This window comes from Actinomadura sp. WMMB 499, assembly GCF_008824145.1.
Taxonomy (GTDB): domain Bacteria; phylum Actinomycetota; class Actinomycetes; order Streptosporangiales; family Streptosporangiaceae; genus Spirillospora.
On record NZ_CP044407.1, the window covers coordinates 3,072,194 to 3,097,835 of the forward strand.

Here is a 25,642-nt window from a genome sequence, read left to right on the forward strand (position 1 = left end):
CTGACCAGGCCGGGAGCCCTGGGCGGGGCCGTCCGCAATGTACCGCCGTGCTCCACTATGTGCGGTCGTACGGGTCGTGTGGCTGGCCAGGAGGTGATCGCTCGTGGCGGCTTCACTGCTGGACTTCGTCGAAGAGGGCGAGGGCTTCGGCGGGGTCCGGGTTCACGAGGCGTTCCAGACCGGCCGCCGTGATTCTCGCGAACCGGCCGGCCCGTGCCCACATACGTTCCTCGAAAGCGCGGACGGCATCGTCCGGATCTCCGGGGGCGGCGATGGACTCGGCGAGTTCGGCGCCTTCGAGCATCGCAAGGTTCGCGCCCACTCCCAATGGGGGCATCAGGTGGGCGGCGTCGCCCAGGAGCGTCACCCCGGGGACATGGGCCCAGGTGTGGGACACGGGCAGGACGTGGAGTGGGCGGTGGACGAACGCGGCGCCGCGGCGAAGGAAGTCGAGGACGGGGTCGGTCCAGCCCTCGAACAGTGCCAGCAGGCGTGATCGCACGGCCTCGGCGTCGGCCGGGTCCAGGTTCGCAGAGTGGTCCAGCGGCGAGCGGAACTGGGCGTACACCTTGACGTGGCCGCCGCTGTTGCGCTGGGCGACGAGGGCGCGGTTCGCGCCGTACACGGCCACGGAACCGTCACCGACGAGCCGGGCGAGGTCGGGGTGGCGGGTGTCGATATCGTCCAGGGAGGTCTCGACCAAGGTGACGCCCGTGTAGCGCGGCGTCACGGGCGAGAGTGCCGGACGGACTCGGGACCAGGCGCCGTCCGCGCCGATCACCAGGTCGAACGTCTCCTCCCGCCCGTCCGCGAAACGGACCAGCGCGCCGTCCGGGGTGTCCGGGACCACCTCGGTCACGGCGCGCCCCCAGCGGACGTCCAGCGGGCCGAGCAGGAGGTCGCGGAGCCGCCCGCGGTCGATCTCGGGATTGGCCCGGTCACCCGGGCGGGGTCGCCAGTCGCGCAGGACGGTCCCGTCCACGTCGAGGATGCGCATGGCCTGCCCCTCCGGACGGGACAGCGCCCGGAACCCCGCCAGCAGGCCCGCCTTCTCCAGCGCCCGCTGGCCCAGCCCTTCGTGCAGGTCCAGCGTGCCGCCCGCGGGACGGGCGTCGCGGGAGGGATCGCGTTCGAAGACGGTGACGGGGTGATCGTGACGGTGCAGGACGCGGGCGAAGGTCAGGCCGGCGGGGCCGCTTCCGACCACGGCGATACGTCGTCTCATATCGATACACCGTATCGCAACAGTACGGTGGGAGCATGACTGTGTGGGACCGGCCGGAGCCGCCTCGCCCCGTGCCGCTCGACCGGGAGCGAATCGTCGCCGCCGCCGTCGCGCTGGCCGACGAGGGCGGGCTGGAGGCGGTGTCGCTGCGCAAGGTCGCCGCACGGCTGCACGCCGGCCCGATGCGGCTCTACCGGTACATCTCCACCAAGGAGGAGCTGTTCGACCTCATGGTGGACGAGGTCCACGCCGAGATCCTCCCCGAGGAGCGGCCCGGCGACTGGCGGGAGGCACTGCGCCTCCACGCCCACCGCACCAGGCGGGCCGCCCTCCGTCACGAATGGCTGGCCGACCTGCTCGGCGGCCGTCCCTCCCTGGGCCCGAACGCCCTCGCGGTGACCGAGGCCGCGCTGAGCGCCCTCGACGGTCTGGCCGACCTCGACACGGTCCTTCGCGCCGTGGAGACCGTCAACGCCTACTGCACCGGCGCGATCAGGCGCGAGGTCGCGGGCCTGCGGGCCGAGCGCGCCACGGGCCTGTCCAAGCGCGACTGGCAGCGCGCCGCCGGCCCGCATGTGACGAGAATGCTGGCCACCGGCCGCTTCCCGGCGCTGGCCAGGGCCGTGCACGACGGGACGGAGGTGGACGCGGAGACGTCCTTCGCGGTCGGCCTGGACTGGGTCCTCGACGCCGTGGCCGCCAGACTCGCCCGGCCCGAGGTGTGATGCTCGGACCGGCTCGCGCGGCTTCCGACGTCAGCGGGGCGAGGCCGGATGGAAGTAGACGGTCAGGCTTGTCCAGGGGCCGTCTTCGTCAACCTCCCGGTGCAGGACGAGGTCCTGCACCTCGATCGGCCCCAGTTCGTCCAGAGAGTCGGCGACGCGTCGCAGCAGGGCGGGCACGTCGCCTTGGCCCGGTCCTTTCGGGTTGGCCTGCGAGAAGTGGCGGACAGGCCATGAGCTAGTCATCGATCGCCTCTCGGATCCGGTCGAGGCGCTCGCAGTGGTCGTCGAGCCAGCTGTCGGGGAACACGCTGCTCGCGACCCGGCCGTTCACGAAGGTGCTGCGGACCTCGATCTCGCCGATCAGGACTTCGCCGTCCCGGTGCGTGAGCCGGTGGACGACGCTGTTGCCTTGTTCGTCCGCCAAATGAATCAGGTCCGGCAAATCGCGATCTGTCATCGGCACATATTAGGCAGCGGCGTGCGCGGTTGCCGCCTGGATCGGGCGGCCGGACGGGGTTGGGGGTGAGTGCCTTCGGAATTCCGGGGATCGCAATTGCCGGGGAAACGTGAACGGCCGCTCCGGAGACCTGAACGGTCGTCCGGAGCGGCCGGTGGGATCACTCCCCGCACGGCCCGCCGGCTGGGACGGCCGACCGTGCCGTGCTCCTGCGGTCGGCGGCCGTCGTCGGCGTGTCGAACGCCTGCCGCCGCCCGGCGGAGCGGGTTACTTCACGGTCTCCTGCTCGGAGCCCTCGACCTCGTTGACGGCCGTGTTGCCCTTGCCGCCCTTGAAGGTCGTGTGGAAGTCGCCGGTCTTGATCGACTCGTTGCCGACCTTGGGCGACGCCTTCGGCGAGCCGGTCACGTTGCTGTAGGCCAGGTTGCCCGGGCCGGACTCCGCGACCAGGGTGGGACCGTTGTTCCCGACGGTCGACTTCTTCGCCGCGAACACGTTGTCCGGACCGCCCTTGTGGCCGCCCTTGTCACCGTGGCGCGCGCCCTGCTGGGGAGCGCCCGCCTCCTCGGCCTGGGCCTGCTGCGGAGCGGCCTCCTGAGCGGCGGCCTCCTGCGGAGCAGCCTCCTGAGCGGCGGCCTCCTGCGGAGCAGCCTCCTGAGCGGCGGCCTCCTGCGGAGCAGCCTCCTGAGCGGCGGCCTCCTGCGGAGCAGCCTCCTGAGCGGCGGCCTCCTGCGGAGCAGCCTCCTGAGCGGCGGCCTCCTGCGGAGCAGCCTCCTGGGCGGCGGCCTGCTGCGGAGCGGCCTCCTCAGCCTCGGCCTCCTGAGCGGCGGCCTCCGGCTTGGCCTCCTGAGCACTGGCCTCCTGCGCCTGCGCCTCCTGCGGAGCAGCCTCCTGGGCGGCAGCCTCCGGCTTGGCCTCCTGGGCCTCCTGGGCGGCGGCCTCCTGGGCGGTGGCCTTCTGGCCGTGGCCCTTCCCGCCGGCGTTCTTCACCGACTCCTGCTCGGAGCCCTCGACCTCGTTGATGGCCGTGTTGCCCTTGCCGCCCTTGAGGGTGGTCTTGTGGTCGCCGGTCTTGATCGACTCGTTGCCGACCTTGGGCGACGCCTTCGGCGAGTCGGTCACGTTGCTGTAGGCCAGGTTGCCCGGGCCGGTCTCGACGACGTAGACCGGGCCGTTGTGGCCGACGGTGGCCTTCTCCACCACGAAGATGTTGATGTCCTTCTTCGCGGATTCCATGGGAGCCGCCACGGCCGAGGGCGCCAGGAGGATGGGCGCACCCATCGCGATCCCGCCGATCATCGCCGCACGAGCAATACGATTCATGCTCTTTCCTTCTCTGTGGGTTGTCACGCTCCCGGGTGGAACGCTCACACAGTGCAACTCTTCCAGGAAAGAAACGACGTCACACTCAAGTCCTCGGCCAACCTCTCTCAAGATCACCCCAGCAAAACCAGGTGAGGAGAAAGGAGATCCACAGCCCGTCACGACAGCTGGGAAACGGGTGGTTAATGGCAGTTCAGTCCGCTTTGTCGGCGATCCACTGGGGGAAATGTCCGGCATTTCACCGACGTCGTCCGCAAGCGTCTGTCCGGTATGACGGTGTCGTCCGGCACCGACGACCGTAACGGCGGGCGGGCGGCTCGAGGCGCGGAGATGGGTGCCGATGGGCGAGGCGTCGGGATCGTCACCGCACGGAGGGTGACGGACGGGCGGGAGCGGGCGGAATCGCGGCCCGAGCGTCATCGGCGGCGATTCCGGGACGGGCCCGGCGCACGGAGGCGTGCGCCGGGCCCGTCGGACGGGTCAGCCGCCGGCGACCGCGGGAATGATCGAGATCTGGGTGCCGGCGGGGGTCGGGGTGTCGAGGCCCTCGGCGAACCGGACGTCCTCGTCGCCCACGTACACGTTGACGAACCGGCGGAGCTTGCCGGCGTCGTCGAGGACGCGGGCGGAGATCCCGCTGTGGTTCGCCTCGAGGTCGGCGATGACGGCGCGCAGGGTCTCGCCCTCGGCCTTCACCTCCGACTCGCCGCCGGTGTAGGTGCGCAGGATCGTCGGGATCCGGACGGACACGGTGCTCATGGTTCGGCTCCTCTTCGTTCTCGGACCGGCGCGTTCTCAGGCCAGGCCCGCGGCGCGGAACGCCTCCAGGGACGGGGCGATGTTCGCACTCGGCGCGACCACCGGGGCGACGGCGTCCAGCGTCTTCAGCCCGTCCCCGGAGTTGATGATCACGGTTTCCGCGGACGGGTCGAGCGCGCCGCCCTCGACCAGCTTGCGGAGGGTGGCGACGGTGACGCCGCCCGCGGTCTCGCCGAAGACGCCCTCGGTGCGGGCGAGCAGCCGGATGCCTTCGACGACCTGCTCGTCGGTGACGTCCTCGATGGCGCCGCCGGTGCGGCGGGCGACGTCCAGGACGTACGGGCCGTCGGCGGGGTTGCCGATGGCGAGCGACTTGGCGATGGTATCGGGCTTGACCGGGCGGATCACGTCGTGCCCGGCCTTGAACGCGGCGGACACCGGGGAGCAGCCGGCGGCCTGCGCGCCGAAGACCTTGTAGGGGCGGTCCTCGACGAGGCCGAGCTTGATGAGCTCCTGGAACGCCTTGTCGATCTTGGTGAGCTGGGAGCCGGACGCGATCGGGACGACGATCTGGTCGGGCAGCCGCCAGCCGAGCTGCTCGGCGATCTCGTAGCCGAGGGTCTTGGAGCCCTCGGCGTAGTACGGACGCACGTTGACGTTCACGAACGCCCAGTCGTCCTGCTCGCCGGCGATCTCGGACGCGAGCCGGTTCACGTCGTCGTAGTTGCCGTCGACGGTGACGAACGTGCCGCCGTAGACCGCCGTCGTGATGATCTTCTGCGACTCGAGGTTGGACGGGACGAACACCGCGGAGCGGATCCCGGCGCGGGACGCGGCGGCGGCGACGGCGTTCGCGAGGTTGCCGGTGGACGGGCACGCCAGCACCTTGAAGCCCAGCTCGCGGGCGGCGGCGAGCGCGACGGCGACGACGCGGTCCTTGAACGAGTGGGTCGGGTTGCCGCTGTCGTCCTTCACCCACAGCTTCTGCAGGCCGAGCGCCTCGGCGAGGTTGTCGGCGCGGACGAGCCGGGTCAGGCCGGGCTCGGTGTTGGGCGTGGAGGCGACGTCGGACGGGACGGGCAGCAGCCCGCGGTACCGCCAGATGTTGCGGGGCCCGGACTCGATGTCGGCGCGGGTGACGCCGCCGAAGTCGTAGGAGATCTCGAGGGGGCCGAAACACTCGTCGCACACGTAGAACGGGCCGAGATCGCGGGTCGCACCGCATTCGCGGCAGACGAGGGCGGTAGCGGGGCCGAGGTCGGCGGTGACAGGCGTGTTTGCCATCAGGGCGAGGCCTTTCTCCCCATCTTTCCTGCGCCACCTTGGTCGCAGGCCGGAGTTGGCACCGTCTCCCGGCCGGCCTCGCGGGGGTCGCGAGCGCGTCGAGCCGGGTGGTTGCCGGGGCTTCGCAGGGCCGGTCCCTCCACCCCTCTGGATGAGCGGTATTCAGTTGTGCGGGCCCTCTTTGGGCTCGTATGCGTGACTTTACATGACCTGACCGGATGCCAGACAGGCGGGTTCCACGCTTTGAGACGTTACCCGGACGTGCTCTTGATCACGCGCCCTTCACCTGCGGGCTGGGCGCGGGGGCCTGGGTGGGGTCGAGGAACACGTGCCGGACGAGCGGGTAGCGCTCGCGGAGCCGCCGGTCGACCAGGCCCGCGACGTCCTCGGCCTCGTCGGCGCTGATGTGGTCGGAGAAGTGCACCTTCGCCGCGACGAGGAGCTCCTCCGGGCCGAAGTGCATGGTCAGCAGGGACTCCACGCCCGTCACGCCGGACGCCCCGGCGATCTCGGCGTGGATGCCGCGCTGCACCTCGGGGTCGGCGGCCCGGCCGATGATCAGGCCCTTGCTCTCCCGGCCGATGACGAACGCGAGGCCGATCAGCAGCACCCCGATGAGGACGGACGCGAGACCGTCCCAGAAGTCGGATCCGGTGATCTCGCGGAGGGTGAGCCCGGCGGCGGCGAGCACGAGGCCGATCATCGCGGCGGAGTCCTCGAACAGCGCGGTCTTGAACGTGATGTCGGGCGACCTGCGGACGTGCTCGACCATGTCGCGGTCGGTCCGCCGGGTCTCCATGCGGGCCTGGTAGAAGGCGCGGATCCACGACACTCCCTCGAGGATCGCCGCGAGCCCGAGGACGGCGTAGGCGAGGACGACCCCGGTGCCGCTGCCGCCGCGGCCCATCATGGTGAGAACGCCCTCGAAGATCGAGAACCCGGCGCCGGCGACGAAGATGCCGAACGCGGCCATGAGCGTCCAGAAGTAGCGCTCGTTGCCGTAGCCGAACGGGTGGCGCCGGTCGGGACGCCGGGCGCTGCGCCGCAGCGAGACCAGCAGGAACGCCTGGTTGAGGGTGTCGCCGACGGAGTGCGCGCCCTCCGCGAGCATGGCGCTGGACGCGGAGACCATGCCAGCGATGATCTTGGCCACCGCGAGCACGAGGTTCGCGGTGAGGGCGACCAGGACGGTTTTCGTTGTCTCGGACCGGCTCATTCGAGCCCGTTACCCCTAGTAAATTTCCTTAATCTGGACGTTCGCCTCACCTTCCCCCTACCTCCAGGGTCACGTTGAAGCACCGCGACCCCACCTGAGACGCTGCGGTCATGAGTCGAGTGCTGGTGGCGTCGAACCGCGGCCCGGTCTCGTTCGCGCCGTCGGACGGCGGCGGGCTGACGATGCGGCGCGGGGGCGGCGGGCTGGTCTCGGGCCTCGCCTCCGTCACCGGCACCGCCCCGGACGGCGAGGCGTCCGGCCCGGACGTCCTGTGGGTGTGCGCGGCGCTCGGCGACGGGGACCGGACGGCCGCGCGGCGGGCCCCGGACGGCCGCATCGACCTCGCGGGGCACGACACCGGCGGCGCGGCGGTGCGGATGCTCGACATCCCGGAGTCCACGTTCCACCGCGCGTACAACGAGATCGCGAACTCGACGCTGTGGTTCGTCCACCACCTGCTGTACGACACCCCGCGCCGCCCCCATTTCGACGCACGCGCGCGCCGGGACTGGCAGTCGTACGAGGCGTACAACGCGGCGTTCGCGGACGCGCTCGCGCGGGACGCGGCGCCGGGCGCGAAGGCCGCGATCCAGGACTACCACCTGTCGCTGGCCCCGCGGATGCTCCGCGAGCGGCGCCCCGACCTGAAGATCGTCCACTTCTCGCACACGCCCTGGGCGCCGCCGGAGTACTTCCGGCTGCTGCCCGACGACATCGGCGAGCGGCTCCTGCTGGGCGTGCTCGGCGCCGACCACGCGGGCTTCCTGACGGAGCGGTGGGCGGCGGCGTTCCTGGAGTGCTGCGCGCTGCTGCCGGGCGCGCGCGTCGACCGCGAGGCCCGGACGGTCGTGTGCGGCGGGCACGTCACGCGGGTGGGCGTGCACGGGCTCGGCGTGGACGGGACGGCGCTGCGGGAGCGCGCGGCGGAGCCCGACGTCGCGGAACGGGCGCGCGCGCTGAGCGGGCAGGTGGGCGACCGTCAGCTCATCGTGCGCGTCGACAGGACGGAACTGTCCAAGAACATCGTGCGGGGGCTCGCGGCGTACCGGGAACTGCTCGTGAACCATCCGGAGTGGCGCGGACGCGTGGTGCACCTGGCGTTCGCGTACCCGTCGAGGTACGACCTGGCGGAGTACCGCGAGTACACGGCGGCGGTCCGGCGGATGGCGGACCGGATCGTCGAGGAGTTCGGCACCGAGACGTGGGACCCGCTGATCCTGCAGGTCGACGACGACTATCCGCGCTCGCTCGCGGCGTACGGCCTCGCGGACGTCCTGCTGGTGAACCCGATCCGGGACGGGATGAACCTCGTCGCCAAGGAGGGGCCGGTGCTGTCGCGGCGCGGTTGCGCGCTGGTGCTGTCGCGGGAGGCGGGCGCGGCGGCCGAACTGTGCGCGGACGCGCTCATGGTGAACCCGTACGACGTGACGCAGACGGCGGAGGCGCTGCACCGGGCGCTGCTGATGCCGCGGGCCGAGCGCGCGGCGCGCGGCGCCCGGCTCGCGGCGGCGGCGACGGCCCTGCCGCCGCAGCGCTGGTTCGCCGACCAGCTCGCGGCCCTCGACTGACGCGGCGGGCGCCCGCCGGCCCGGGCGGCCGGGGCGGCGTCAGGCGCGGGACGTCAGCCGGACGGGCTCGGGCCCCAGCAGGCATTCGACCGGGTTCGGCTCGTGGGTGCGGCGCCAGCGTTCCCGGACGGCCTGCTTGCGCCGCGCCATCCGGCGGTGCGCGCTGGTCTTGGCGTACCGGGCGAGGTGCGCGGCGGGGGGCGGGGCAGGCCGCTCGGCTCGTACCCGAACTCGGCGAGGCGGTCGCCGAAGGCGGCCTCGGCCAGGCTGATCTGCCACGAGTCGAGCCGCTGCGCCCACGAGCCCACCTGGCTGGAGGTGACGGCGTCGTGCGTGCGCCCGTGCCAGCGCTTGCGCAGCGGGACGGTCCGGCGCGCGAGGCCCTGCGGGGCGGTCATCGCGGGGTCGAAGTCCTCGCCGAGGAAGGCGCAGAGCCGGATCAGCTCGTCGGCGGGGTCGGCGACGAGACGCTCGTACTGCAGTTCGTAGTAGGTCTCGGGACCGAGCCGGGAGGCGAGGCGGCGCCCCTGGTCGATCGCCTCGCGCCAGGCGGAGATCGCGTGGTTGATGTCGCGGTCGTACCAGGGCATCTCCTGGAGGGAGGCGATGCAGTCGCGGCCGTCCCGCACGAGGTGGACGAACTGGGCGTCCGGGAACATCCGCAGCAGCGTGCCGGTGTGCCGCGCGTAGCTCGGGCGCTTGTCGCCCCAGCGCGGCTTGCCGAAGCGGCGCGCGTACGCGCGGAAGACGACGCCGTAGGCGGAGCCGAGCGTGGGCGGGGCGGCGACGATCTCCTCGACGATCTCGGCGGCGTCCAGGCCGAGCTCGTGGAACTTCGTCTGCGGGCGCCCGGTGATCCACTCGGCCAGCGCCCGCCTGTTCGACCTGTCCGTCAGGTCACCGAATTCGCACCGCTGCGTGTAGCAGGGCAGGACGAACTTGGTCTCGGGGGCGACCGCGATGCGCCGGTGCGAGTGCAGCATCAGCTGGAGCATCGTCGTTCCCGAGCGGGGGCAGCCGATGACGAAGATCGGCCGCTCGGCGGGGGCGGCGGAGCCTGGTGACATGCCCCGAATGCTGGCCGGACCGCCCGCGCCGCGCCCGCCGGATGGAGGGATCCTGGCGGCTCGATTACCGAGCCTTGACGGTTCAGGCGGGTTCAGGTGTAGGACTCGCCGAGGGTCTGCCGCACCTGCCGCCGCGCCTCGTGGATGCGCGACTTGACCGTCCCGAGCGGGAGCTTGAGCTGCTCGGCGATCTCCGCGTACTCGAGCTGGGAGACGTCCCGCAGGACGAGCGCCTGGATGAGGTCGGGCTTGCGGGCCTCGAGGTCCTCCATCGCGTCGAGGATGTCGACGCGGGAGCCCGCGATCACGCTGGTGCGGCGCGGGTCGGGGCGCTGCTGCGGCAGCTCGCCGGCCTGCTCGACGGAGCGGCGCTTCAGCGACCGGTAGGTGGAGCGGGACGAGTTCGCGACCACCACGTGCAGCCACGTGCTGAACCGGGAACGGCCCTCGAAGCGGTGGATGTTCCGCGCGACCTGCAACAACGCGTCCTGGCAGGCCTCCTCGGCGTCCTGCCGGCAGGGCAGGAACCGGGCGGCGTGCCGCAGCACGTCCGGCTCGATCTTGCGGAGGAGGTCGTTGAGGGCGGCCTGGTCGCCCTGCGCGGCCCGGAGGGCCAGCTCCTCGGTCCGTTCATCGAATGCCATGCCGTGCCTCAATGCTCGATCGCACACTCACCCCGTTTGTTGGGCATGATACGGGAGTGTCCTTCCCACCGAACGTCGACCGTTACCGAATCGATCGCGCCCTGGGGTCCGGGGCGTTCGCGTCCGTGTGGCTCGGGCACGACGACGCGTTGGAATCGCCGGTCGCGATCAAAGTCCTGTCCGGAAGCCTCGTGGACGACCTCGACGTGCGCAACCGGTTCCTCGAGGAGGCGCGGATCCTGCGCCGCGCCGATTCCGAGCGTCTCGTGCGAGTGCACGATATCGGCGAACTCCCCGACAGACGCCCGTATTTCGTTATGTCGTACGCGGATCGCGGGACGCTCGCCGACCGGATGCGCGAACGGCCGCTTCCGGTCACCGAGGCCGTGGCGCTGGCCGAGGAGATCGCGTACGGCGTCGAGGTGATCAACGCGCTCGGGGATCCACCGCGACCTCAAGCCGTCCAACGTGCTGTTCCAGTCGACCCCGGACGGCGGCGAGAAGCTGCTGATCGCCGACCTCGGGCTGGCGAAGGCGCTGGCGCACGCGTCCGGCGCGTTCACGCTGCCGGTCGGCACCCCCGGCTACATGTCCCCCGAGCAGGCCCGCTTCGGCGGCGGCCTGGACGTCCGGGCGGACGTCTACGGGCTGGGCGCGCTGACCTACCACATGCTCGCGGGGCGCGCCCCCGGCCCGGCGCCGGTGAAGTCGCCGCCGAGCGAGCTGCGCGAGGGCGTGACGGCCGCGATGGACCAGGTCGTCCTGCGCGCGCTGGAGGTCGACCGCGACAACCGCTGGCCGACCGCCGAGGCGTTCGCCGAGGCCCTCTCCACGCTCGTCCCGCCGTCGGCGCGGATCGCCGCGCGCTCCGCGCCCGCCGCCGCGTCCGAGGCGCCGCCGCCCCCGGCGACGATGGTGGACGAGGCGCCGCCCGTGCCGTCGCGGCCGGCCCCGGCGGGCGCGCCCGCCGCCGAGCCGGAGATGGATCCCGAGACCACCGTCCAGGACTTCCGCCGCGACACGGCGCCCCCGCCCCCGGCGGGCGCGCGGTCCGAGGCGGCGGTGCCGCCGAGCATGCAGACGCGCTTCGACCCGCCGTCCGGACCGCCGGGGCCGTCCGGGCCGTCCGGGCCGGCGGACGGCGACCAGACGATCGTGGACCACCCGAGTTCGCGTCCGGGCGACCGCGGCGGGGCCTACGGCGCGCCGCGGCCGTCGCCGTCCGGTCCCGCCGACGGCCCCACGATGGCGATGCCGTCGCGGCATCCGTCGTCCGCGCCGAGCACCGACGACCAGCGCACGGCCGCCTTCCCGGCGGGGCAGCCGCACGGCGCGGGCCCGCCCGGCCCGATGCACTCGGGGCAGGGGCCGCCGCCGACCGGGTTCCAGCCCCCGCAGGGGCAGGTCCAGGGCGGCGGGGGCCAAGGCGGGGGCCAGGGCGGCGGGCCGCTCGGACGGCTCAAGGGTGCGGGCGGCCGGTACGGGACGCCGCTGATCATCACCGCGGTCGTGCTGGCGGTCGCGGTCGTCGCGGGGCTCCTGCTCGGCACGCTGTTCTCCGGCGACGGCGGCGGCGAGGAGGAGAACGGCGGCGGGGAGAAGGCGGTCCCGGCGGACTTCACCGAGATCTCCAACAACGGCGGCAAGATCGCGGTCGCGGTGCCGAAGGCGTGGCCGCTGCAGCAGGAGCAGACCTGGTCGCCGTCGATCGTCGGGCTGAACGACCCGCAGGCGCGCCCGGTGCTCCGCGCCACGGAGAGCGTGCAGGGCTTCCAGGGCAACGGGACGACGCCCGGCGTGTTCATCGGCGTCACCACGGACATGCGGGACGGGCAGCTGCCCCCGCCGTCCGCCGCGAAGCACTCCCAGTGCCAGGCGGGCGGGCCCGAGAACTACACCTCGCCCGACGAGTCGTTCACCGGGACGATCACGCGGTTCACCGGCTGCACGTCGGGGACGCCGTCGGTGACCGAGGTCGGGCTCCGGCACGAGTCCGGGAAGTTCGGGCTGTGGATCCGGGTGAAGGAGACCGACGACCGCAAGGCGACCACCGACATCCTCGACAACCTCCGGGTGACCGGCCCCTGATCCATCCGGCATCCGGGCGCGGCCACCGGCCGCGCCCCGCCGGGAGCCCGTTCGCGCCCGGGCCCGCTCGTCCTCCACGAGCGGGCCCGGGCGCTCGCTTTTCTCCGGACTTGCCAACGATGGACTTTCCGATATATCGTTAATGCATCGCAACCGATCATAGAAGGAGAGAGCGATGCATGCACACGACATGTGGGGCCCCGGCCCCTTCCAGCGTCCCGAACAGCGCCCGCGCCGCGGCGGCCCCTTCGGCCCCGGAGGTCCGGGCGGCCCGCCGGGCCCCTTCGGCCCGGGCGGTCCCGGCCCGTGGGGGCACGGCCACCGGGGCGGCGGCCGCGGCGGCCGCGGCGGCCGCGGCGGTCGCCGGATGCGGCGCGGCAACGTTCGCGCGGCCCTGCTCGCACTGCTCGCGGAGCGCCCCATGCACGGCTACGAGATGATCCAGGAGCTGGACGAGCGCACCGGCGGCGTCTGGCGGCCGAGCCCCGGTTCGGTCTACCCCACCCTCCAGATGCTGGAGGACGAGGGCCTGGTCACCAGCCGCGAGGACGGCGGCAAGCGGCTGTTCTCGCTCACCGACACGGGACGCGAGGAGGCCGCCAAGCAGACCACCGCCCCCTGGGAGGAGGTCACGGACGCCGCCGGCGAGAACGTCCTGCGGGGACGCGAGGCCGTCGGGCAGCTCATGGGCGCCCTGCAGCAGGTGATGGCCGTAGGCAGCGAGACGCAGAAGGCGCGCGCGCTGGACGTGGTCAACGATGCCCGGCGCCGCCTCTACGGGATCCTCGCCGATGACCCCGAAGCGGAGTGACCCTAGGAGCGGAACCGGCCAGGGGCCGTCGTGCTGTAGCACGACGGCCCCTTTTCCTTGGGTCTCCCCCGGGTCGTTTCAGCGCGGGAAGGGGGCGGGCTTGGCGAGCTGGTCGCTCACGTAGAGCTGCCGCCAGATGAACAGGCCCAGGCCCGTGCGGTCGATGTGGCGATCCACCGGAACGGTGACCGTCGCACGCACCAGGTAGGACGAGCCGGGCGGCATCCACCGGTCACCGCCGTCCCCCGGCAGCAGGTCCCCGCCCGCCAAGGCCTTGATGACTCGGCTCCTGGTCGGCGGCGTACACATGTCCTCGGGCACCCCGGCCTGCGGCATGCAGCGCCCCCGCGCGTCCGGGTCCACGAGTTCCGACTTGACGAACACGTCCCCCGGGAAGTCCAGCAGGACCTTCTCCCCCGTGGGATTCGTCAAGAGGTAGTCGATGTAGGGATAGGACGTCCCGGCCGGCGCCTTCGAGTGCGTCGACGGCAGCGTCCCGTCGCTGACGCCCGCGGTCACCGCCGCGATCCGGTAGCGCGAACCGTCCGCCGTCCCCACCGCGACCGGATCCCCCGCCTCCGGCAGCGCGGCGGTCGCCGTCCCGTTCGGGCGCTCCCCGCCGCCGAGCGCGGTGGTCGCCGCCCCGTCCTCCCCCGTCCTCGACGACAAAACCACCCCGCCCATCACCAGGCCCGCGAGCACCACCACCCCGGCGGCGACGAGGCCCGCACGCCGCCCCTTGCCGCCGCCGCCCGGGCGCGGCCGGGCGGCCGCCTGCTCGGCGCGGGCCCGCTCCCGCTCCCGGCGACCGCCGCGCGCGGCGAGCCGGACCTGGACGCCGCTCGATTCGCGCGCCCCCACGGCCTCCCGCGGCCCCGTCGCCGACGCCGGCTCGTCCCCGGGCGCGGGCACCGGCCCGTCCCAGCGCGTGACGGACGGGTCGTCCCGGTTGACGCCGCCCGCCCGGTACGTCCCCTCCCCGGACGGTCCGGACGGTCCGGACGCCTCGGACGTCCAGCCCGGCGGGGGCCCGCCGACGATCGGGTGCACCGGCGCGTCGGGCGGGATCGGGCTGCCGGGCGGGTGCTGGCTGCCGGGCGGGTGCTGGCTGCCGGGCGGGATCGGGCTGCCGGGCGGGTGCTGCCGGACGTCGTCGGACGGGGCGCCCGGCACCGTCCCGTCGGGGCGATTCGGCACCGCCCCGCCGGCACGACGCGGCACCGTCGGGTCCATGTTCACCGTCCAGCCTCCCCAGAGCCTCGCGTGATTCCCCCTGTGAGCACCATATTTTGGCTCACCCGGCAGCAGAATCCACAGGCGACCCCGTAGTCGAGCGAGATCCAACAAAAGCGGGCGAAGCTCTTATCACTCGCAGACAGCGGGAACGTGCCTAGGCCGGACCGTCCACGAGGCCGTCGAGGAGGTCGATGACGCCGGCCGGGCCGTCCACGACGATGTCGGCGCGCTCGGCGAGTTCGGTGACCTCGTTCGACCCGCTGCACACCGTCACGCCGGGCACGCCCTCCCCGCGCAGCGCCTCGACGGCGCCGAACCCCGCGAGGTCGCCCAGGTCGTCGCCCGCGAACAGGACGGCCGAGGGCCGCTCGCCGCGGTCGGCCACGAACGAGCGCAGCGCGACGCCCTTGTCCATGCCGGGCGGCCGAAGTTCGAGGACGAACCGTCCGGGCTCGAGGGCGAGGCCCGTCCGCTCGGCGAGGGCCGCGATGATGCTGCGGAGCCGCTCGAGCGCGACCTCCGGTTCGGCGCACCGCCGCGTGTGGACGACGAGCGCGTGCTCCTTGTCCTCGACGAACGTCCCGGGCGGCGCCCCGGCCGCCGCCAGCACGCCGGGCAGCTTCGCCCGCGCCTCGGCGACGCCCGGCAGCGGCTCGGGCGTCACCAGTTCGCCCGACTCCCACCGTTCCATCCCGTACTGCCCGAGCACGACGAGCCCGTCGATCCCGGCGAACCCGCCGTACTCGACGGCGATCGCGGCGGGCCGTCCGGTGATGATCGCGACCGCGCCGGCGCGGGCCGCGAGCCGGGCCAGGGCGGCGGGGGCCCGGGGGTGGGCGCGGGCCGCCGCGGGGTCGGCGACGATCGGCGCGAGCGTCCCGTCGAAGTCGAAGGCGAGCACGGACCGTCCGGGATCGTCCCGGATGGCATCGATTCCCTCGGCGCCGAGGGGCGTCACGGGCCGTTCGTCGAGTCGTCGCGCGGAGCGGGGAGTAGTCACGCGGACCAGTGTCGCCGGGTCAGGGCCGGATGCCGAGGCGGCGCGCGGCGCGCTTGCGCTGCCGCTGCGACCGCATCCGGCGCAGCCGCTTGACCAGCATCGGGTCGCACTCCAGCGCCTCCGGCCGGTCGATCAGGATGTTCAGCAGCTGGTAGTACCGCGTCGCCGACATGTCGAACAACTCGCGGATCGCCTGCTCCTTCGCCCCCGCGTACTTCCACCACCGCCGCTCGAAGGCGAGGATCTGGCGGTCGCGCGCGGAGAGCCCGCCGGACGGGAACGCCGCGTCGTCGTCCGCGAGGGGGTCGTCGTCCCCGAGGGGGCCCTCGAGGGGGTCGTCGTCCTCGTTCGCGAGGGGGCCGGGGGTGTCGGTGTCCGGCGGGTCGGCGTCCTCGTCGCCGGGCTCGCGCTCCGGGGCGCGCGGCCCCGGGACGGCGCCGCGCTCGGCGGTGTCGCGCTCGGGGGCGCGGGGCCGGGGGACCCCGGACTCGGAGGCGGCTTCGGGGTCGTCGGTCACGCGCCGCGGGGGGGCACCATCGTCCATGCTCACGTCCAGTCGGAGGGCGTCACGGGGGGTGTCTGCCGCCGACATGAGATCCCCTCTGTGGTCACTGATCCCGGGTCGTCCGGTTCGGCAGGGTGCCATGGTACGCGTCCGCACGGACGGCCACCGGCGGTTCGCGCGGAACCGGCCACCGCCGTTTCAGTGCATCACAACCTCGCTCACCTGGAGATCTTCATTTGCCCGTGTCCCCGGACGACACTGCGGCCCCAGTGGAAACACCGGGGCGAGATAAGGCTCATATAAAGATCGTGTGCACGGTACATCCGTTAGGGTTGACGGTACGCCGACCGAACGGGAGACCACTGCATGTCGACGGAGACCACCGCCACCGAACGGCCCGCCCAGTCGTCCGAACGCGACGTCCCCGACGAGCACCTCACCGAGATCGCGGGGGCGCTGTTCCACCTGCGCCGCATCTGGGCGAAACCCGACCTGATGAAGCGCGTCCGCGCGCAGACCGCGGCGGGCCCCGACGGGCGTCCCCTGCAGTTGTCCAACCTGATGGTCGTCAACGCCGTCGCCGCGCTGCACACCGCGAGCGAGGACGACGGCGGCCCCGAGATCACCGTCGGGGCCGTCGCGGAACGGCTGGAGGTCGACCCGTCCACCGCCAGCCGGCTGGTCGGGCACGCGATCGACGCCGGACTGGTGTCGCGCCGTCCCTCCCCCGTCGACGCGCGCCGCGCCAACCTCGGGCTCACCGACGCCGGCGTCCGGGTCAAGCAGGTCGCCGACCGCTTTCGCCGCACCTACTACGACGAGCTGATGTCCGGCTGGACCGAAGCCGAACGCGCGGACTTCGCGCGGCTGCTCACCCGCTTCGCCGACGCCGCCGCCGTCCGGGCGCCCATGTACCCGGACGACGGCATCGGACGGATCTTCGAGGAGGCCGGCGCGGAGTGACGCTCACGCGTCGGTGCGCAGCGCCGACATCCGCATGAGGTACTCGTCCTCGTCGATCTCGCCGCGTGCGAACCGCTCGGCGAGGATCGTCCGCGCCTGGCCCAGCGGGTCGCCGCCGCGCTGCGCGCCGCCCCCGGTCACGCGGCGCCGGAGGAAGTAGAACCCGGTCGCCAGGACGGCGAGCCAGAACAGCCCGAACATCACCGGGAACACGGGCCAGAACGCGGGCGCGTCCCCGCCCCATCCGCCCGGGTGCATCTGCGTCGCAAGCGTCGTCCACATGGTCATCGACCTCCTGTTTCATCGGATGGTTCGATGCTCGGCGACGGGTTCGCGGACCGTCATCGCCCGCCCGGAGACTCCCGCCCTACGCCCGCCGGAGTACCGTCCGGGGGCCTTGGCCGCGACCGGGGCTCACCACCAGGGCGGCCGGTACTCCTGGTCGTCCTCGCCCGGCGCGTGCACGGAGCCCGTACCGTCCGGCGGGACCTCGCCCGCGTCGGTGTCGGCGGCGGCGTCGCCGAAGGCGGCGTCGGCGGGACGGCCGGACGGCAGCGGCGTCGGGACGGCCGGCTGCGGCGAGGTGTCGAGCATCCCCGTCCCCTGCAGGGCGCTCCGCCGGAACCGCTCCCAGGCCTCGTCGTCGAAGATCGGGATCTCCCCGGCCTCCCCGGCGCCCGCGCCGGCCCGGGCATCCTCGCGGGCCCCGCCTTCCCGGATGGCGCCGCCGTCCCCGCCGTCCCCACCTGCCCCGCCGTCCCCGACACCCTGAGCCGGACCGGCGCCGTCCCGCGGGTCGGTGCCGTTTCGTGGGTCGGTGCAGTCGCGAGGGCCGGTGCCGTCGCGGGGGCCGGCGTGCCCACGCAGGTCGGTTCCCTGCTCGGAACCGAAGGCCCCGAGCGAGCCGGTGCCCACGTACGGACTGCCGCCGTTTCGTGGACCGGAGCCGTCGCGAGGATCGGCGACCTCGCGAGGATCGGCGTGCCCACGTGGATCGGCGACCTCGCGAGGATCGGCGTGCCCACGCGAATCGGCGCCCTCCCCGAAGCCAGAGCCCTCGAGCGACCCGGTGCCCACGTACGGGCCCGAGCCATCCCGCGGACCGGAGCCATCCCGTGGATCGATGTGCCCACGCGGATCGGCGCCCTGCCCAGAACCGAAGCCCCCGAGCGACCCGGTACCCACATACGAGCCCGAGCCATCTCGCGGACCGGAGCCGTCCCGTGGATCGGCGTCCTCCCAGGGGCCGGAGCCCCCGCGCGGGCTCGCACCCCCGCGCGGGCTCGCGCCGTCGCGCGGGTCGGTCGGGGTGCTGCCGGCCGTGCCGTTGGGTGTGGTGGCGGCGGTGTTGCGGAGGCCCGCCGCGAAGTCGTGTCCGTGCATCGACGGGGGCGGGGCGTCCGCGGGGCGCGTGTCCGGGACCGGGCGGGGTTCGAAGCGCACGGGCACGCCGGGGTCGGTGTAGCCGGGCGGCGGCTGGACCTGGGTGTTCTGCCACAGCGGCGCGTTGACCGGGCCCGGCACGGCGTCCTCGGCGGGTGCCGCCGGAGGCGGAGGCGGGGTGCGCGGCGCGGGTTCGGGCGGCGGCGCGATCAGTCCGTACTCGGGCATGGTGTCGTCGTCGTCCTCGTGCCGTCCGCGCTGCCGCCAGCCGAGCACCACCCCGAGCAGGATCAGTACCCCGCCGCCGCCGAGGACGATCGGCAGCAGCATGCCCGTGCCCCCGTCCTCCGGTTCCGCGACCGGTTCCGGGGTCGGAGACGCCGTGGGCGTCTGCACGGGGCCGGTCGAGACCTTGTTCAGGCTGTGCGCGGCGAGGAGGGTGCGGACGGCGTCGACGGTGCCCGGGCAGCCGGTGAACCCGGTCGGGTGGCCGGCTCGGGCGGGCGATCCCTGGACGAGCGCGCGCCGCACCTCGTCCGGCGTGAGCTTCGGGTACCGGGCGCGGACGAGCGCGGCGACGCCCGCGACGATCGCCGAGGACGCGCTCGTGCCCGTCCCGACGACGTAGCCCTTGCCGTTGTCGGCGCTGACGATGTCCACGCCGGGGGCGCACACCGAGACGTGGGAGTGCCGGTTGCTGTCCTCCCAGAGGCGGAGCCGCCGGTCGAGGGCGCCGACCGCGATGACGCCCGGGTAGGCGGCGGGGAAGTTCTTGCGGTTCGCGGTGGCGCCGTCGTTGCCGGCCGACGCGATCAGGACCACGCCCCGGTTCAGCGCGTACCGGATCGCGCTCGCCTGCGCCGGGGTGCCGTTGTAGTACTGCTGGCCGCCGCCGAGCGACATGTTGATGATGTGGGCGCCCTGGTCGACGGCGTACCGGATGCCCTGCGCGATCGCGTCGCCGTCCCCGGTCTGCTGCTGGTCGCGGCGGAGCGGGTCGTCGTTCTCCAGCGTCACCCGGACGGACAGCACCCGGCTCCGCGGCGCCACCCCCATGATCCCCTCGGAGTTGCCGTTGCCGTGGCCGTGACCTGCGATGATGCTGGCCATCGAGGTGCCGTGCAGGCCCCAGTAGCGGCTCCCGGGCGGCCGTCCGCCGCCGGTCAGGTCCGGGCCCTCGGCGACGCTGCCGACGAGGTCGGGGTGGTTCGCGTCGACGCCGGTGTCGAGCACGGCGACGGTGACGTCCTGCCCGGTGGACCACTTCCACGCCCGTTGCGCACGGACCGTCTCCAGGTGCCATTCGCGGGCCCGGATCTGGTCGGCGGCGGCGATCGGCGCTCCGGCGGCGGCGCCCTGGACGGGACGGGACGTGCGGGCGGGGCCGCCGGGGGCCGTCGCGAACGGGACGGTCACGGCGGCGGCCAGGGTCAGGACGGTGAGTGCGGCGGTCGTCCGCGCCGATCGCGGCCACGCCCGCGGGGCCGGGCGCGGGATCGGGACGGCCGGGCGCAGGGCCGGACGAGCACGCCGGGATCGGTGCCGACCGGCTTGGGACACCCTGCCGCACCTCCTCCCGGTGTCGACCGTGCTCCACGGCGAGCCAATTGTGCCACGGGATCTTCGCGGGCCCCGGGCACACGGCACATTAGGGCACGCTCCGGGCGGGGCGGAACGGCCCGCCCGGGACGCGCGGTGGCGCTTCGCTCTCGAGACCGGACGATCAGTGCGAACCGGCCCCCGTGAGGGAGCGCACCGACAGGTCGTCGTACCGGAGCGGATCGGCCTTCTCGCGGGAGAGGAACGTCCCCGCGACGGCGCACGCGAACCCGATCGGGACGGCGACGATCCCGGGGTTCTCCAGCGGGAACAGGTGGAAGTCGACCCCCGCGGGGAACAACGACAGGCTCCGTCCGGTGACCGGGTCGGTCTTCCCCGAAACGACCGGCGAGAAGAACACGAGCACCAGCGAGCTGCCGAGGCCGCCGTAGATCCCGGCGACCGCGCCCGTCGAGTTGAACCGCCGCCAGAACAGCGACAGGACGATCGCGGGGAGGTTCGCCGACGCGGCGATCGCGAACGCCAGCGCCACCAGGAACGCGACGTTCAGGTTGCGGGCGACGACCGCGAGGACGATCGCGAGCGCGCCGACGAGGAACGCGGCGACCCGCGCGACCGCGACCTCCTGCGACTCGCGCGGGCGGCCGAACATCAGCACCTGGCCGAAGTAGTCGTGCGCCAGCGACGTCGACGACGCCAGGACCAGGCCCGACACCACGGCGAGGATCGTCGCGAACGCGACCGCGCCGATGAACGCGAGCAGCACGTCGCCGCCGACCGGACCGGCCACGTGCTCGCCGACCGCGTGCGCGAGCTGCAGCGCCGCGGTGTTGCCGGACGGGTCCTGGGCGACGATCTTCTCGCGTCCGACGAGGGCGGCCGCGCCGAACCCGAGCGCGAGCGTCATCAGGTAGAACGCGCCGACGAGCCCGATCGACCAGGACACGGACGTGCGCGCGGCGCGGGCGTCCGGCACGGTGAAGAACCGGGTGACGATGTGCGGCAGCCCGACGGTGCCGAGGACGAGCGCGAGCGCGAGGCTGAAGAAGTCGAGCTTGCCGATGATCGTCCGGTAGGCGTCGCCCTCGACGTCCTGCCCGTAGCGGAGTCCGGGCCGCAGGAACGCGTCGCCGCGCCCGCTCGCGTCCGCGGCCGAACCCAGCATCGTGCTGGGGTTGTACCCGAACCGGCTCAGCACCAGGACCGTCAGGACGACCGAGCCCGCCATCAGCAGCACGGCCTTGACGATCTGCACCCAGGTCGTGCCCTTCATCCCGCCGAACATGACGTAGCAGATCATCAGCACGCCGACCACGACGATCATGAGGGTCTCGGCGAGGCCGGCGGGCATCCCCAGGAACCGCTCGCCGGGGTGCACGCCGAGCAGCATCGACACGAGCGCCCCGGCGCCGACCATCTGGGCGAGCAGGTAGAAGACCGACACCGTGACCGTGGACACGACCGCCGCGCGCCGCACCGGGGGCTGCCGCCGGACGCGCTGCGCGAGGACGTCCGCGAGCGTGAACCGTCCGGCGTTGCGCACCACGCCGACCAGCAGGAGCGCGAGCAGCCACGCCACGAGGAACCCGATCGAGTACAGGAACCCGTCGTATCCGGACAGCGCGATGAGGCCCGCGATGCCGAGGAACGACGCCGCGGACATGTAGTCGCCCGCGAGCGCCATCCCGTTCTGGGGGCCGGAGAACTTCCGTCCGCCCGCGTAGAAGTCGTCCGCTCCCCGCGTGTTGGCGCGCGCCCACACCGTGATGCCGAGAGTGATCAGGACGAAGACGACGAACACCCCGAAGGTCAGCTCCGTCACCGCGCCTCTCCCATCCGGACGTCCCAGCGGCCGTCCGAGGCGCGCGGCGCGACCGGCGCCGCCGCCCGCACCGGCGGGGCGGACAGGTCGACGGGCGGCGGCGGCACGTCCCGTCCCGTCCGTCCGGACGGCCTGGACGGGGACCCGTCGGCCTCGGCGCGCAGTTCGTCCGCGAGCGGGTCGAGCCGCCGCCGCGCGTAGGCGACGAACGCGGCGGCGAGCAGGAACGTCGAGGCGAACTGCAGGACGCCGAGCAGCATCCCGACGTTGACGTGCCCGGCCACCGGCCGCGCCATGAACCCCCGCGCGAACGCCGACAGGGCGACATAGAGGAAGTACCAGCCCAGGAAACCGCCCGCGCCGACGGCCACGACCCGGCGGAACCTGCGGTCGAGCAGCCGGAACCGCTCGTCCCCCGCCACCGGCGCGTAACGGCCCGGAGGAACCCTTCTGCCCCGTTCAGTCCCCCGGTGTCCGGTCGCGCCCTTTCCCCCGACCATCCGGCCCCCTATCCGCGACATGACTCTATGTATCGATTTGACGACACCATGAGACCAAAGGAGCAAGATCGCCGTTGCGCTATTGACGAGAACAAGAACAATCCCTTGCCCACCGCCCCGCCTGGCCGCTTTCGGCCACCGAACCAGAGCGCCCGCCGACCACGGCCTGACGTTCCCGTCCCACGGCCGTCGACCACGTGCCGGGTCCTCCGTAGGAGGGAGCCGGTTCACCGCACCGGGGGATCACCGAGCCCCGCGCCTTCGTGATCGTTGGACGGGTACCGACCCCCGGCCGCACGGAGAACGCGATGACCGCGACGCGATCGATGCCCCCGACGGAAAGCGACACCACCCCGCGGGACGTCCCCCGCTGGGCTATCTGGTGCGCCTGGATCACCGTCCTCTGCACGGTGCCCTCGGGCATCTGGCGGACGGCCCTCGGGTTCGGAGCCGACGTCGGCTTCACCGGCGAACTCGGCGAGATGTACACCGGGACCGACATCATGGTGTACGTCCTGGTCCTGACCGTGGCGTCCCAGGCCGCGGCGTTCCTCACCCTCGGACTCGTCCGGCCATGGGGGAGCGCCTGCCGCGATGGGTCCCGTTCCTCGGCGACCGGCGGGTCCCACCCCTCGCGGGCATCGTGCCGGGCGCGGTCGGCGGCGTCGCGGTGACCGGCCTGTGCCTGGCCCTGGCCCTGATCCCGGGCGGCCCGCTGTCCAACCCCGAGTTCCCGCAGGACACGGCAGGCCTGATCATGAACGTCTGCTACGCCCCCCTCCTCCTCTGGGGACCGCTCGTCCTGGCTCTCACGGCACACTACGCACGCCGCCGATCGAGCCACCGCCCTCGAACCGCTGGCTAACGTTCTGGCCGCATTGTCCGCGCCTCCGTAGGCATGCTGCTGATGATCGCCCACCGTTCGTGGTCTCGCCACGCTCCGTCAATGAACAGAAGTTCGGGCGAATAACCCTCATAGCGGAAGCCGATCCGTTGGATCAGCTTCAGGGAGTCATGGTTACCCGGCTGGATCTGGGCTTCAAGCCGGTGCAGCCGCAACCGTTCAAAGACATAGCGCACCACCAGCTTCACACCTTCGGTCATGTAGCCCTTGCCCGCCATGGGCGCAAAGGCGGCATAAGCGAGCGAGCCAGATTGAAGGCGCCCTCGAATAATGCTGTTGACGTTCACCACACCGGCGATGGCCCCACCCTCTAGGCAGATCAGCACCGCTTCCTCATCGGGCTGCTCGTACCGCGCGAGATAAGCCTGGAACTGCTCGGGAGTGGACGGAAGAGAAACCCACGGACGGTGCAGCCCTGCACTGACACTCACGAGGTCGAGGAACTCACCCTGATCACGGCTGGTGAGACGGCGCAGGAGCACACGGCGGGAAGCATCCGGTCGGCTTGCCATGAAGGCATCGTTCACGGACGGGACGGTACCGGGCATCCGGCATATCCGGTACCGACCACCGTGGACGAACGAACCGGGCGCGTTCCCGGTCAGCCGAACACGCCGTAGGCTCCGAGCACCTCGAAGGGCTCAGGTGCGGGAACCGGTCCGACGACCCACCGGGCCACGGTCTCCTGCAATGCGCGCGCCTCGGCGATGCCGGGCAGCGGGTTCTCCGCCCCCTCGGGAATCTCCAGCAACGCGACGAACTCGGTGCCGCCGGCCCGCCGGAAGTAGGCGTACCGGATGCCCTCCGGCCGGCGCGCGTCCACGGCGGCGAAGGCCTTCTCGACCGCCGCAGACACCTCGGCGACCCCCTCGTCGGCCACCTGGTACGAGATCACGAAGACGGGCATGGCTGCTCCTACGTTCGAAAGACCGATCGGCGAGCCGTTGCTCGCCCACGGCACCGAGCCTCCTCGAACCCCCGCCAACACGTCCAATACCTGCATCCATAACCAATACGGCATGACCCATCGATGCCGGGCGCCAAGCCCCCGAACCAACGAGCACCCTCGCACGACCGAAGCGTCCCGGGCACCCACCGGATCCCGATACCGGCCACCCCGCAAGTCCCCTCTGCCCACGGCCAGCGACACCTTGGCCCCAACGCCTGCGCAGGTCTCCGAACACCCTTGGGACGCCATGCACGTCCGCACCGCCCATCCGACCCGACGCCAGATCGACAGCGCTGCCCGGACGACGACACCAGGGCGGCGCTCAAGCGGCTCGGGGATCACCTGGGGTCGGGCGGACGTTCGTCGCCGTAGCTGTACTTTGCGGCTGTTTATCGCCAATGCAGAGGCCCCTTCCGGGATCGGAAGGGGGCCTTGACGTGGGAGCCGGCGAGGGGACTTGAACCCCTAACCTTCTGTTTACAAGACAGATGCTCTGCCAATTGAGCTACGCCGGCGCGGCTCGTCCCGCATGGTAGCCGACGCGGCGCGGGTGTGCGCGGCCGTATCGGGTTGGACGGGTGCGAGCCGGGGACGTGGGAGGTGTCGGCCGGTTCGAAGGGGGCAGTGTGGAGCGGTATGTGCTGAACATCATCCAGCCCGTGGGCGAGGCGCCGCCGCCGGACGAGCTGGAGCGGATCATGGCGGAGTTGAGGGAGCTCCGGCGGGATCTGGAGCTGTCGGAGCACTGGATCTTCGGGGCGGGGCTGGAGCAGCCGCGGGAGAGCACGGTGGTGCGGATGCGCGGTGACGAGTGCGTGGCGCGGGACGGACCTTACGCGGAGGCGGACGAGTGCGTCGGGGGGATCGTGGCGATCGAGGCCGAGGACCGGGACGCGGCGCTGTCGGTGGCCGCACGGTACGCGCAGGTCACGGGGCTCCCGATCGAGGTTCGGCCCGTCAACACCCCGCGCTGAGGCCCCTCAGTACCCCACCGTGAATCGGCACCGCGTGTGCTTCGGACGTTCGACCTCGTCCAGGACGGCCACCGCCAGGTCGGCGATCGAGATCGTGGAGTCGCCTGCAGGGTCCACGACGAGTTCGTCGGCGCCCAGACGGTACCGGCCGGTGCGAGGTCCGGGGATGAGGGAGGCCGGGGGGCTCACGTACGTCCAGTCGGTCCGGGACTCGGTGAGGCATCGGGCGTGCTGGGACGCGCACGCCTCGGCGATCCCCCGGAAGGAGTCGTGGACGAGCGGCGACTGCAGGACGGTTCGTGTGGTGCCGGGTATCCGGAGCGTGGCGGCGCCCCCGATCAGGAGCAACCGGACGTTCGTCCCTGCAAGGGTCGCGAGGAGGGTCTCGGTGGCGTGCAGGAGCGCGTCCTCGTGGCCCTGGGGCGGTCGGGTGGCGCCGATGACGACGTCGTGACCGGCGACCGCGAGGACGTCCGCGGGGTTCGTGGCGTCGCCGACGCGAGGTTCGACCACTGCACCGCGGCCAACCCCGCGGACGTCCGCCCCGCGCTTGGACCAGTCCGGGGGCAGGGGGCGGGGGTGCGGACGATCGCGGTGACGCGGTGGCCGCGGGCGAGGGCTTCGGTGACGGTGGCGGCGCCGACGGATCCGGTGGCGCCGAAGACGGCGATGCGCATGG

At 72.8% G+C, this 25,642-nt stretch carries 25 protein-coding genes, 1 tRNA gene, 3 pseudogenes and 1 riboswitch; of the genes and pseudogenes, 8 read left to right on the forward strand and 21 right to left on the reverse strand.

What is annotated here, in order from left to right; translation table 11 throughout:
• Positions 1–112: 112 nt before the first annotated feature.
• A complete protein-coding gene (locus tag F7P10_RS13260) occupies positions 113–1,225 on the reverse strand; it encodes an NAD(P)/FAD-dependent oxidoreductase (RefSeq protein ID WP_151009616.1) in 1,113 nt (370 codons plus the stop codon).
• 35 nt (positions 1,226–1,260) lie between these two features.
• On the opposite strand from F7P10_RS13260, the gene F7P10_RS13265 reads away from it, so the two are divergent.
• Complete coding sequence (locus tag F7P10_RS13265; RefSeq protein WP_151009617.1) at positions 1,261–1,950, forward strand: TetR/AcrR family transcriptional regulator; 690 nt, start codon at positions 1,261–1,263, stop codon at positions 1,948–1,950.
• 30 nt (positions 1,951–1,980) lie between these two features.
• Here F7P10_RS13265 and F7P10_RS13270 read toward each other — a convergent pair whose 3' ends face one another.
• From F7P10_RS13270 to F7P10_RS13295, 6 genes are all read right to left on the reverse strand, one after another.
• The gene (locus F7P10_RS13270; RefSeq protein ID WP_151009618.1) at positions 1,981–2,193 is read right to left on the reverse strand and encodes a hypothetical protein; all 213 of its coding nucleotides are present in this window, start codon (positions 2,191–2,193) and stop codon (positions 1,981–1,983) included.
• Entirely contained in the window at positions 2,186–2,407 is a 222-nt protein-coding gene (locus F7P10_RS13275) for a DUF5959 family protein (RefSeq protein ID WP_151009619.1), read from the reverse strand. The genes F7P10_RS13270 and F7P10_RS13275 overlap by 8 nt, the downstream gene beginning before the upstream one ends.
• A gap of 267 nt (positions 2,408–2,674) precedes the next feature.
• Positions 2,675–3,730, reverse strand: a complete 1,056-nt coding sequence (locus tag F7P10_RS13280) for a hypothetical protein (protein WP_151009620.1) — start codon at positions 3,728–3,730, stop codon at positions 2,675–2,677.
• Positions 3,731–4,210: 480 nt separating this feature from the next.
• Positions 4,211–4,489 carry a MoaD/ThiS family protein gene (locus F7P10_RS13285; protein ID WP_151009621.1) on the reverse strand — a complete coding sequence of 93 codons (279 nt, stop codon included), beginning with the start codon at positions 4,487–4,489 and terminating at the stop codon, positions 4,211–4,213.
• 36 nt (positions 4,490–4,525) lie between these two features.
• Positions 4,526–5,773, reverse strand: coding sequence for a threonine synthase (gene thrC / locus F7P10_RS13290; RefSeq protein WP_151009622.1), 1,248 nt, complete (start codon positions 5,771–5,773; stop codon positions 4,526–4,528).
• Positions 5,774–5,789: 16 nt separating this feature from the next.
• Positions 5,790–5,931: riboswitch (SAM riboswitch) on the reverse strand.
• A 113-nt stretch (positions 5,932–6,044) separates the two neighbouring features.
• Positions 6,045–6,989 carry a cation diffusion facilitator family transporter gene (locus tag F7P10_RS13295; RefSeq protein WP_151009623.1) on the reverse strand — a complete coding sequence of 315 codons (945 nt, stop codon included), beginning with the start codon at positions 6,987–6,989 and terminating at the stop codon, positions 6,045–6,047.
• A 110-nt stretch (positions 6,990–7,099) separates the two neighbouring features.
• Between F7P10_RS13295 and F7P10_RS13300 the strand changes: the two genes are divergently transcribed.
• Positions 7,100–8,557: a trehalose-6-phosphate synthase gene (locus F7P10_RS13300; RefSeq protein ID WP_151009624.1), complete on the forward strand. Its 1,458-nt coding sequence runs from the start codon at positions 7,100–7,102 to the stop codon at positions 8,555–8,557.
• A 53-nt stretch (positions 8,558–8,610) separates the two neighbouring features.
• On the opposite strand, the gene F7P10_RS13305 is transcribed toward F7P10_RS13300, so the two are convergent.
• Together F7P10_RS13305 and F7P10_RS13310 are read right to left on the reverse strand one after the other, a co-directional pair.
• Entirely contained in the window at positions 8,611–9,624 is a 1,014-nt protein-coding gene (locus F7P10_RS13305; protein ID WP_254716582.1) for a sulfotransferase, read from the reverse strand.
• Between the two features lie 92 nt (positions 9,625–9,716).
• A complete protein-coding gene (locus F7P10_RS13310) occupies positions 9,717–10,268 on the reverse strand; it encodes an RNA polymerase sigma factor (protein ID WP_151009625.1) in 552 nt (183 codons plus the stop codon).
• A gap of 11 nt (positions 10,269–10,279) precedes the next feature.
• Between F7P10_RS13310 and F7P10_RS44290 the strand changes: the two are divergent.
• From F7P10_RS44290 to F7P10_RS13320, 3 genes and pseudogenes are all read left to right on the forward strand, one after another.
• Positions 10,280–10,636: pseudogene (locus F7P10_RS44290) on the forward strand (protein kinase); the annotation flags it as partial.
• Positions 10,637–10,736: 100 nt separating this feature from the next.
• On the forward strand, positions 10,737–12,356 hold the full coding sequence (locus F7P10_RS13315) for a serine/threonine protein kinase (RefSeq protein ID WP_254716583.1): 1,620 nt from the start codon (positions 10,737–10,739) through the stop codon (positions 12,354–12,356).
• 175 nt (positions 12,357–12,531) lie between these two features.
• Entirely contained in the window at positions 12,532–13,167 is a 636-nt protein-coding gene (locus F7P10_RS13320; RefSeq protein WP_254716584.1) for a PadR family transcriptional regulator, read from the forward strand.
• Positions 13,168–13,245: 78 nt separating this feature from the next.
• On the opposite strand, the gene F7P10_RS13325 is transcribed toward F7P10_RS13320, so the two are convergent.
• The 3 genes and pseudogenes from F7P10_RS13325 to F7P10_RS43275 all read right to left on the reverse strand — a co-directional run.
• Positions 13,246–14,406: a hypothetical protein gene (locus tag F7P10_RS13325; protein WP_151009626.1), complete on the reverse strand. Its 1,161-nt coding sequence runs from the start codon at positions 14,404–14,406 to the stop codon at positions 13,246–13,248.
• 151 nt (positions 14,407–14,557) lie between these two features.
• On the reverse strand, positions 14,558–15,403 hold the full coding sequence (gene otsB, locus F7P10_RS13330; RefSeq protein ID WP_254716585.1) for a trehalose-phosphatase: 846 nt from the start codon (positions 15,401–15,403) through the stop codon (positions 14,558–14,560).
• A gap of 19 nt (positions 15,404–15,422) precedes the next feature.
• Positions 15,423–15,674 (reverse strand): annotated as a pseudogene (locus tag F7P10_RS43275) (DUF3263 domain-containing protein); the annotation flags it as partial.
• Between the two features lie 600 nt (positions 15,675–16,274).
• Between F7P10_RS43275 and F7P10_RS13340 the strand changes: the two are divergent.
• A complete protein-coding gene (locus F7P10_RS13340; protein WP_151009628.1) occupies positions 16,275–16,871 on the forward strand; it encodes a MarR family winged helix-turn-helix transcriptional regulator in 597 nt (198 codons plus the stop codon).
• Positions 16,872–16,874: 3 nt separating this feature from the next.
• On the opposite strand, the gene F7P10_RS13345 is transcribed toward F7P10_RS13340, so the two are convergent.
• From F7P10_RS13345 to F7P10_RS13360, 4 genes are all read right to left on the reverse strand, one after another.
• A complete protein-coding gene (locus F7P10_RS13345; RefSeq protein WP_218040484.1) occupies positions 16,875–17,159 on the reverse strand; it encodes an SHOCT domain-containing protein in 285 nt (94 codons plus the stop codon).
• Between the two features lie 126 nt (positions 17,160–17,285).
• The gene (locus F7P10_RS13350; RefSeq protein WP_151009629.1) at positions 17,286–19,814 is read right to left on the reverse strand and encodes a S8 family serine peptidase; all 2,529 of its coding nucleotides are present in this window, start codon (positions 19,812–19,814) and stop codon (positions 17,286–17,288) included.
• Between the two features lie 163 nt (positions 19,815–19,977).
• Entirely contained in the window at positions 19,978–21,636 is a 1,659-nt protein-coding gene (locus F7P10_RS13355; protein WP_254716586.1) for a cation acetate symporter, read from the reverse strand.
• Positions 21,633–22,058, reverse strand: a complete 426-nt coding sequence (locus tag F7P10_RS13360; RefSeq protein ID WP_254716587.1) for a DUF485 domain-containing protein — start codon at positions 22,056–22,058, stop codon at positions 21,633–21,635. Before F7P10_RS13360 ends, F7P10_RS13355 begins: the two co-directional genes overlap by 4 nt.
• A 386-nt stretch (positions 22,059–22,444) precedes the next feature.
• Between F7P10_RS13360 and F7P10_RS44295 the strand changes: the two genes are divergently transcribed.
• The gene (locus tag F7P10_RS44295) at positions 22,445–22,810 is read left to right on the forward strand and encodes a hypothetical protein (protein WP_254716588.1); all 366 of its coding nucleotides are present in this window, start codon (positions 22,445–22,447) and stop codon (positions 22,808–22,810) included.
• 187 nt (positions 22,811–22,997) lie between these two features.
• On the opposite strand, the gene F7P10_RS13370 is transcribed toward F7P10_RS44295, so the two are convergent.
• From F7P10_RS13370 to F7P10_RS13380, 3 genes are all read right to left on the reverse strand, one after another.
• Positions 22,998–23,567 (reverse strand): GNAT family N-acetyltransferase, encoded by a 570-nt coding sequence (locus tag F7P10_RS13370; protein WP_254716589.1) that lies wholly within the window; start codon positions 23,565–23,567, stop codon positions 22,998–23,000.
• 74 nt (positions 23,568–23,641) lie between these two features.
• The gene (locus F7P10_RS13375; protein ID WP_151009633.1) at positions 23,642–23,947 is read right to left on the reverse strand and encodes a hypothetical protein; all 306 of its coding nucleotides are present in this window, start codon (positions 23,945–23,947) and stop codon (positions 23,642–23,644) included.
• Between the two features lie 484 nt (positions 23,948–24,431).
• Positions 24,432–24,504 (reverse strand) — tRNA-Thr (locus tag F7P10_RS13380).
• 123 nt (positions 24,505–24,627) lie between these two features.
• On the opposite strand from F7P10_RS13380, the gene F7P10_RS13385 reads away from it, so the two are divergent.
• Positions 24,628–24,963, forward strand: a complete 336-nt coding sequence (locus tag F7P10_RS13385; RefSeq protein WP_151009634.1) for a YciI family protein — start codon at positions 24,628–24,630, stop codon at positions 24,961–24,963.
• 6 nt (positions 24,964–24,969) lie between these two features.
• On the opposite strand, the gene F7P10_RS13390 is transcribed toward F7P10_RS13385, so the two are convergent.
• Positions 24,970–25,476 (reverse strand): NAD(P)-dependent oxidoreductase, encoded by a 507-nt coding sequence (locus F7P10_RS13390; protein ID WP_218040485.1) that lies wholly within the window; start codon positions 25,474–25,476, stop codon positions 24,970–24,972.
• Between the two features lie 107 nt (positions 25,477–25,583).
• Positions 25,584–25,640 (reverse strand): annotated as a pseudogene (locus F7P10_RS44300) (hypothetical protein); the annotation flags it as partial.
• Positions 25,641–25,642 lie beyond the last annotated feature (2 nt).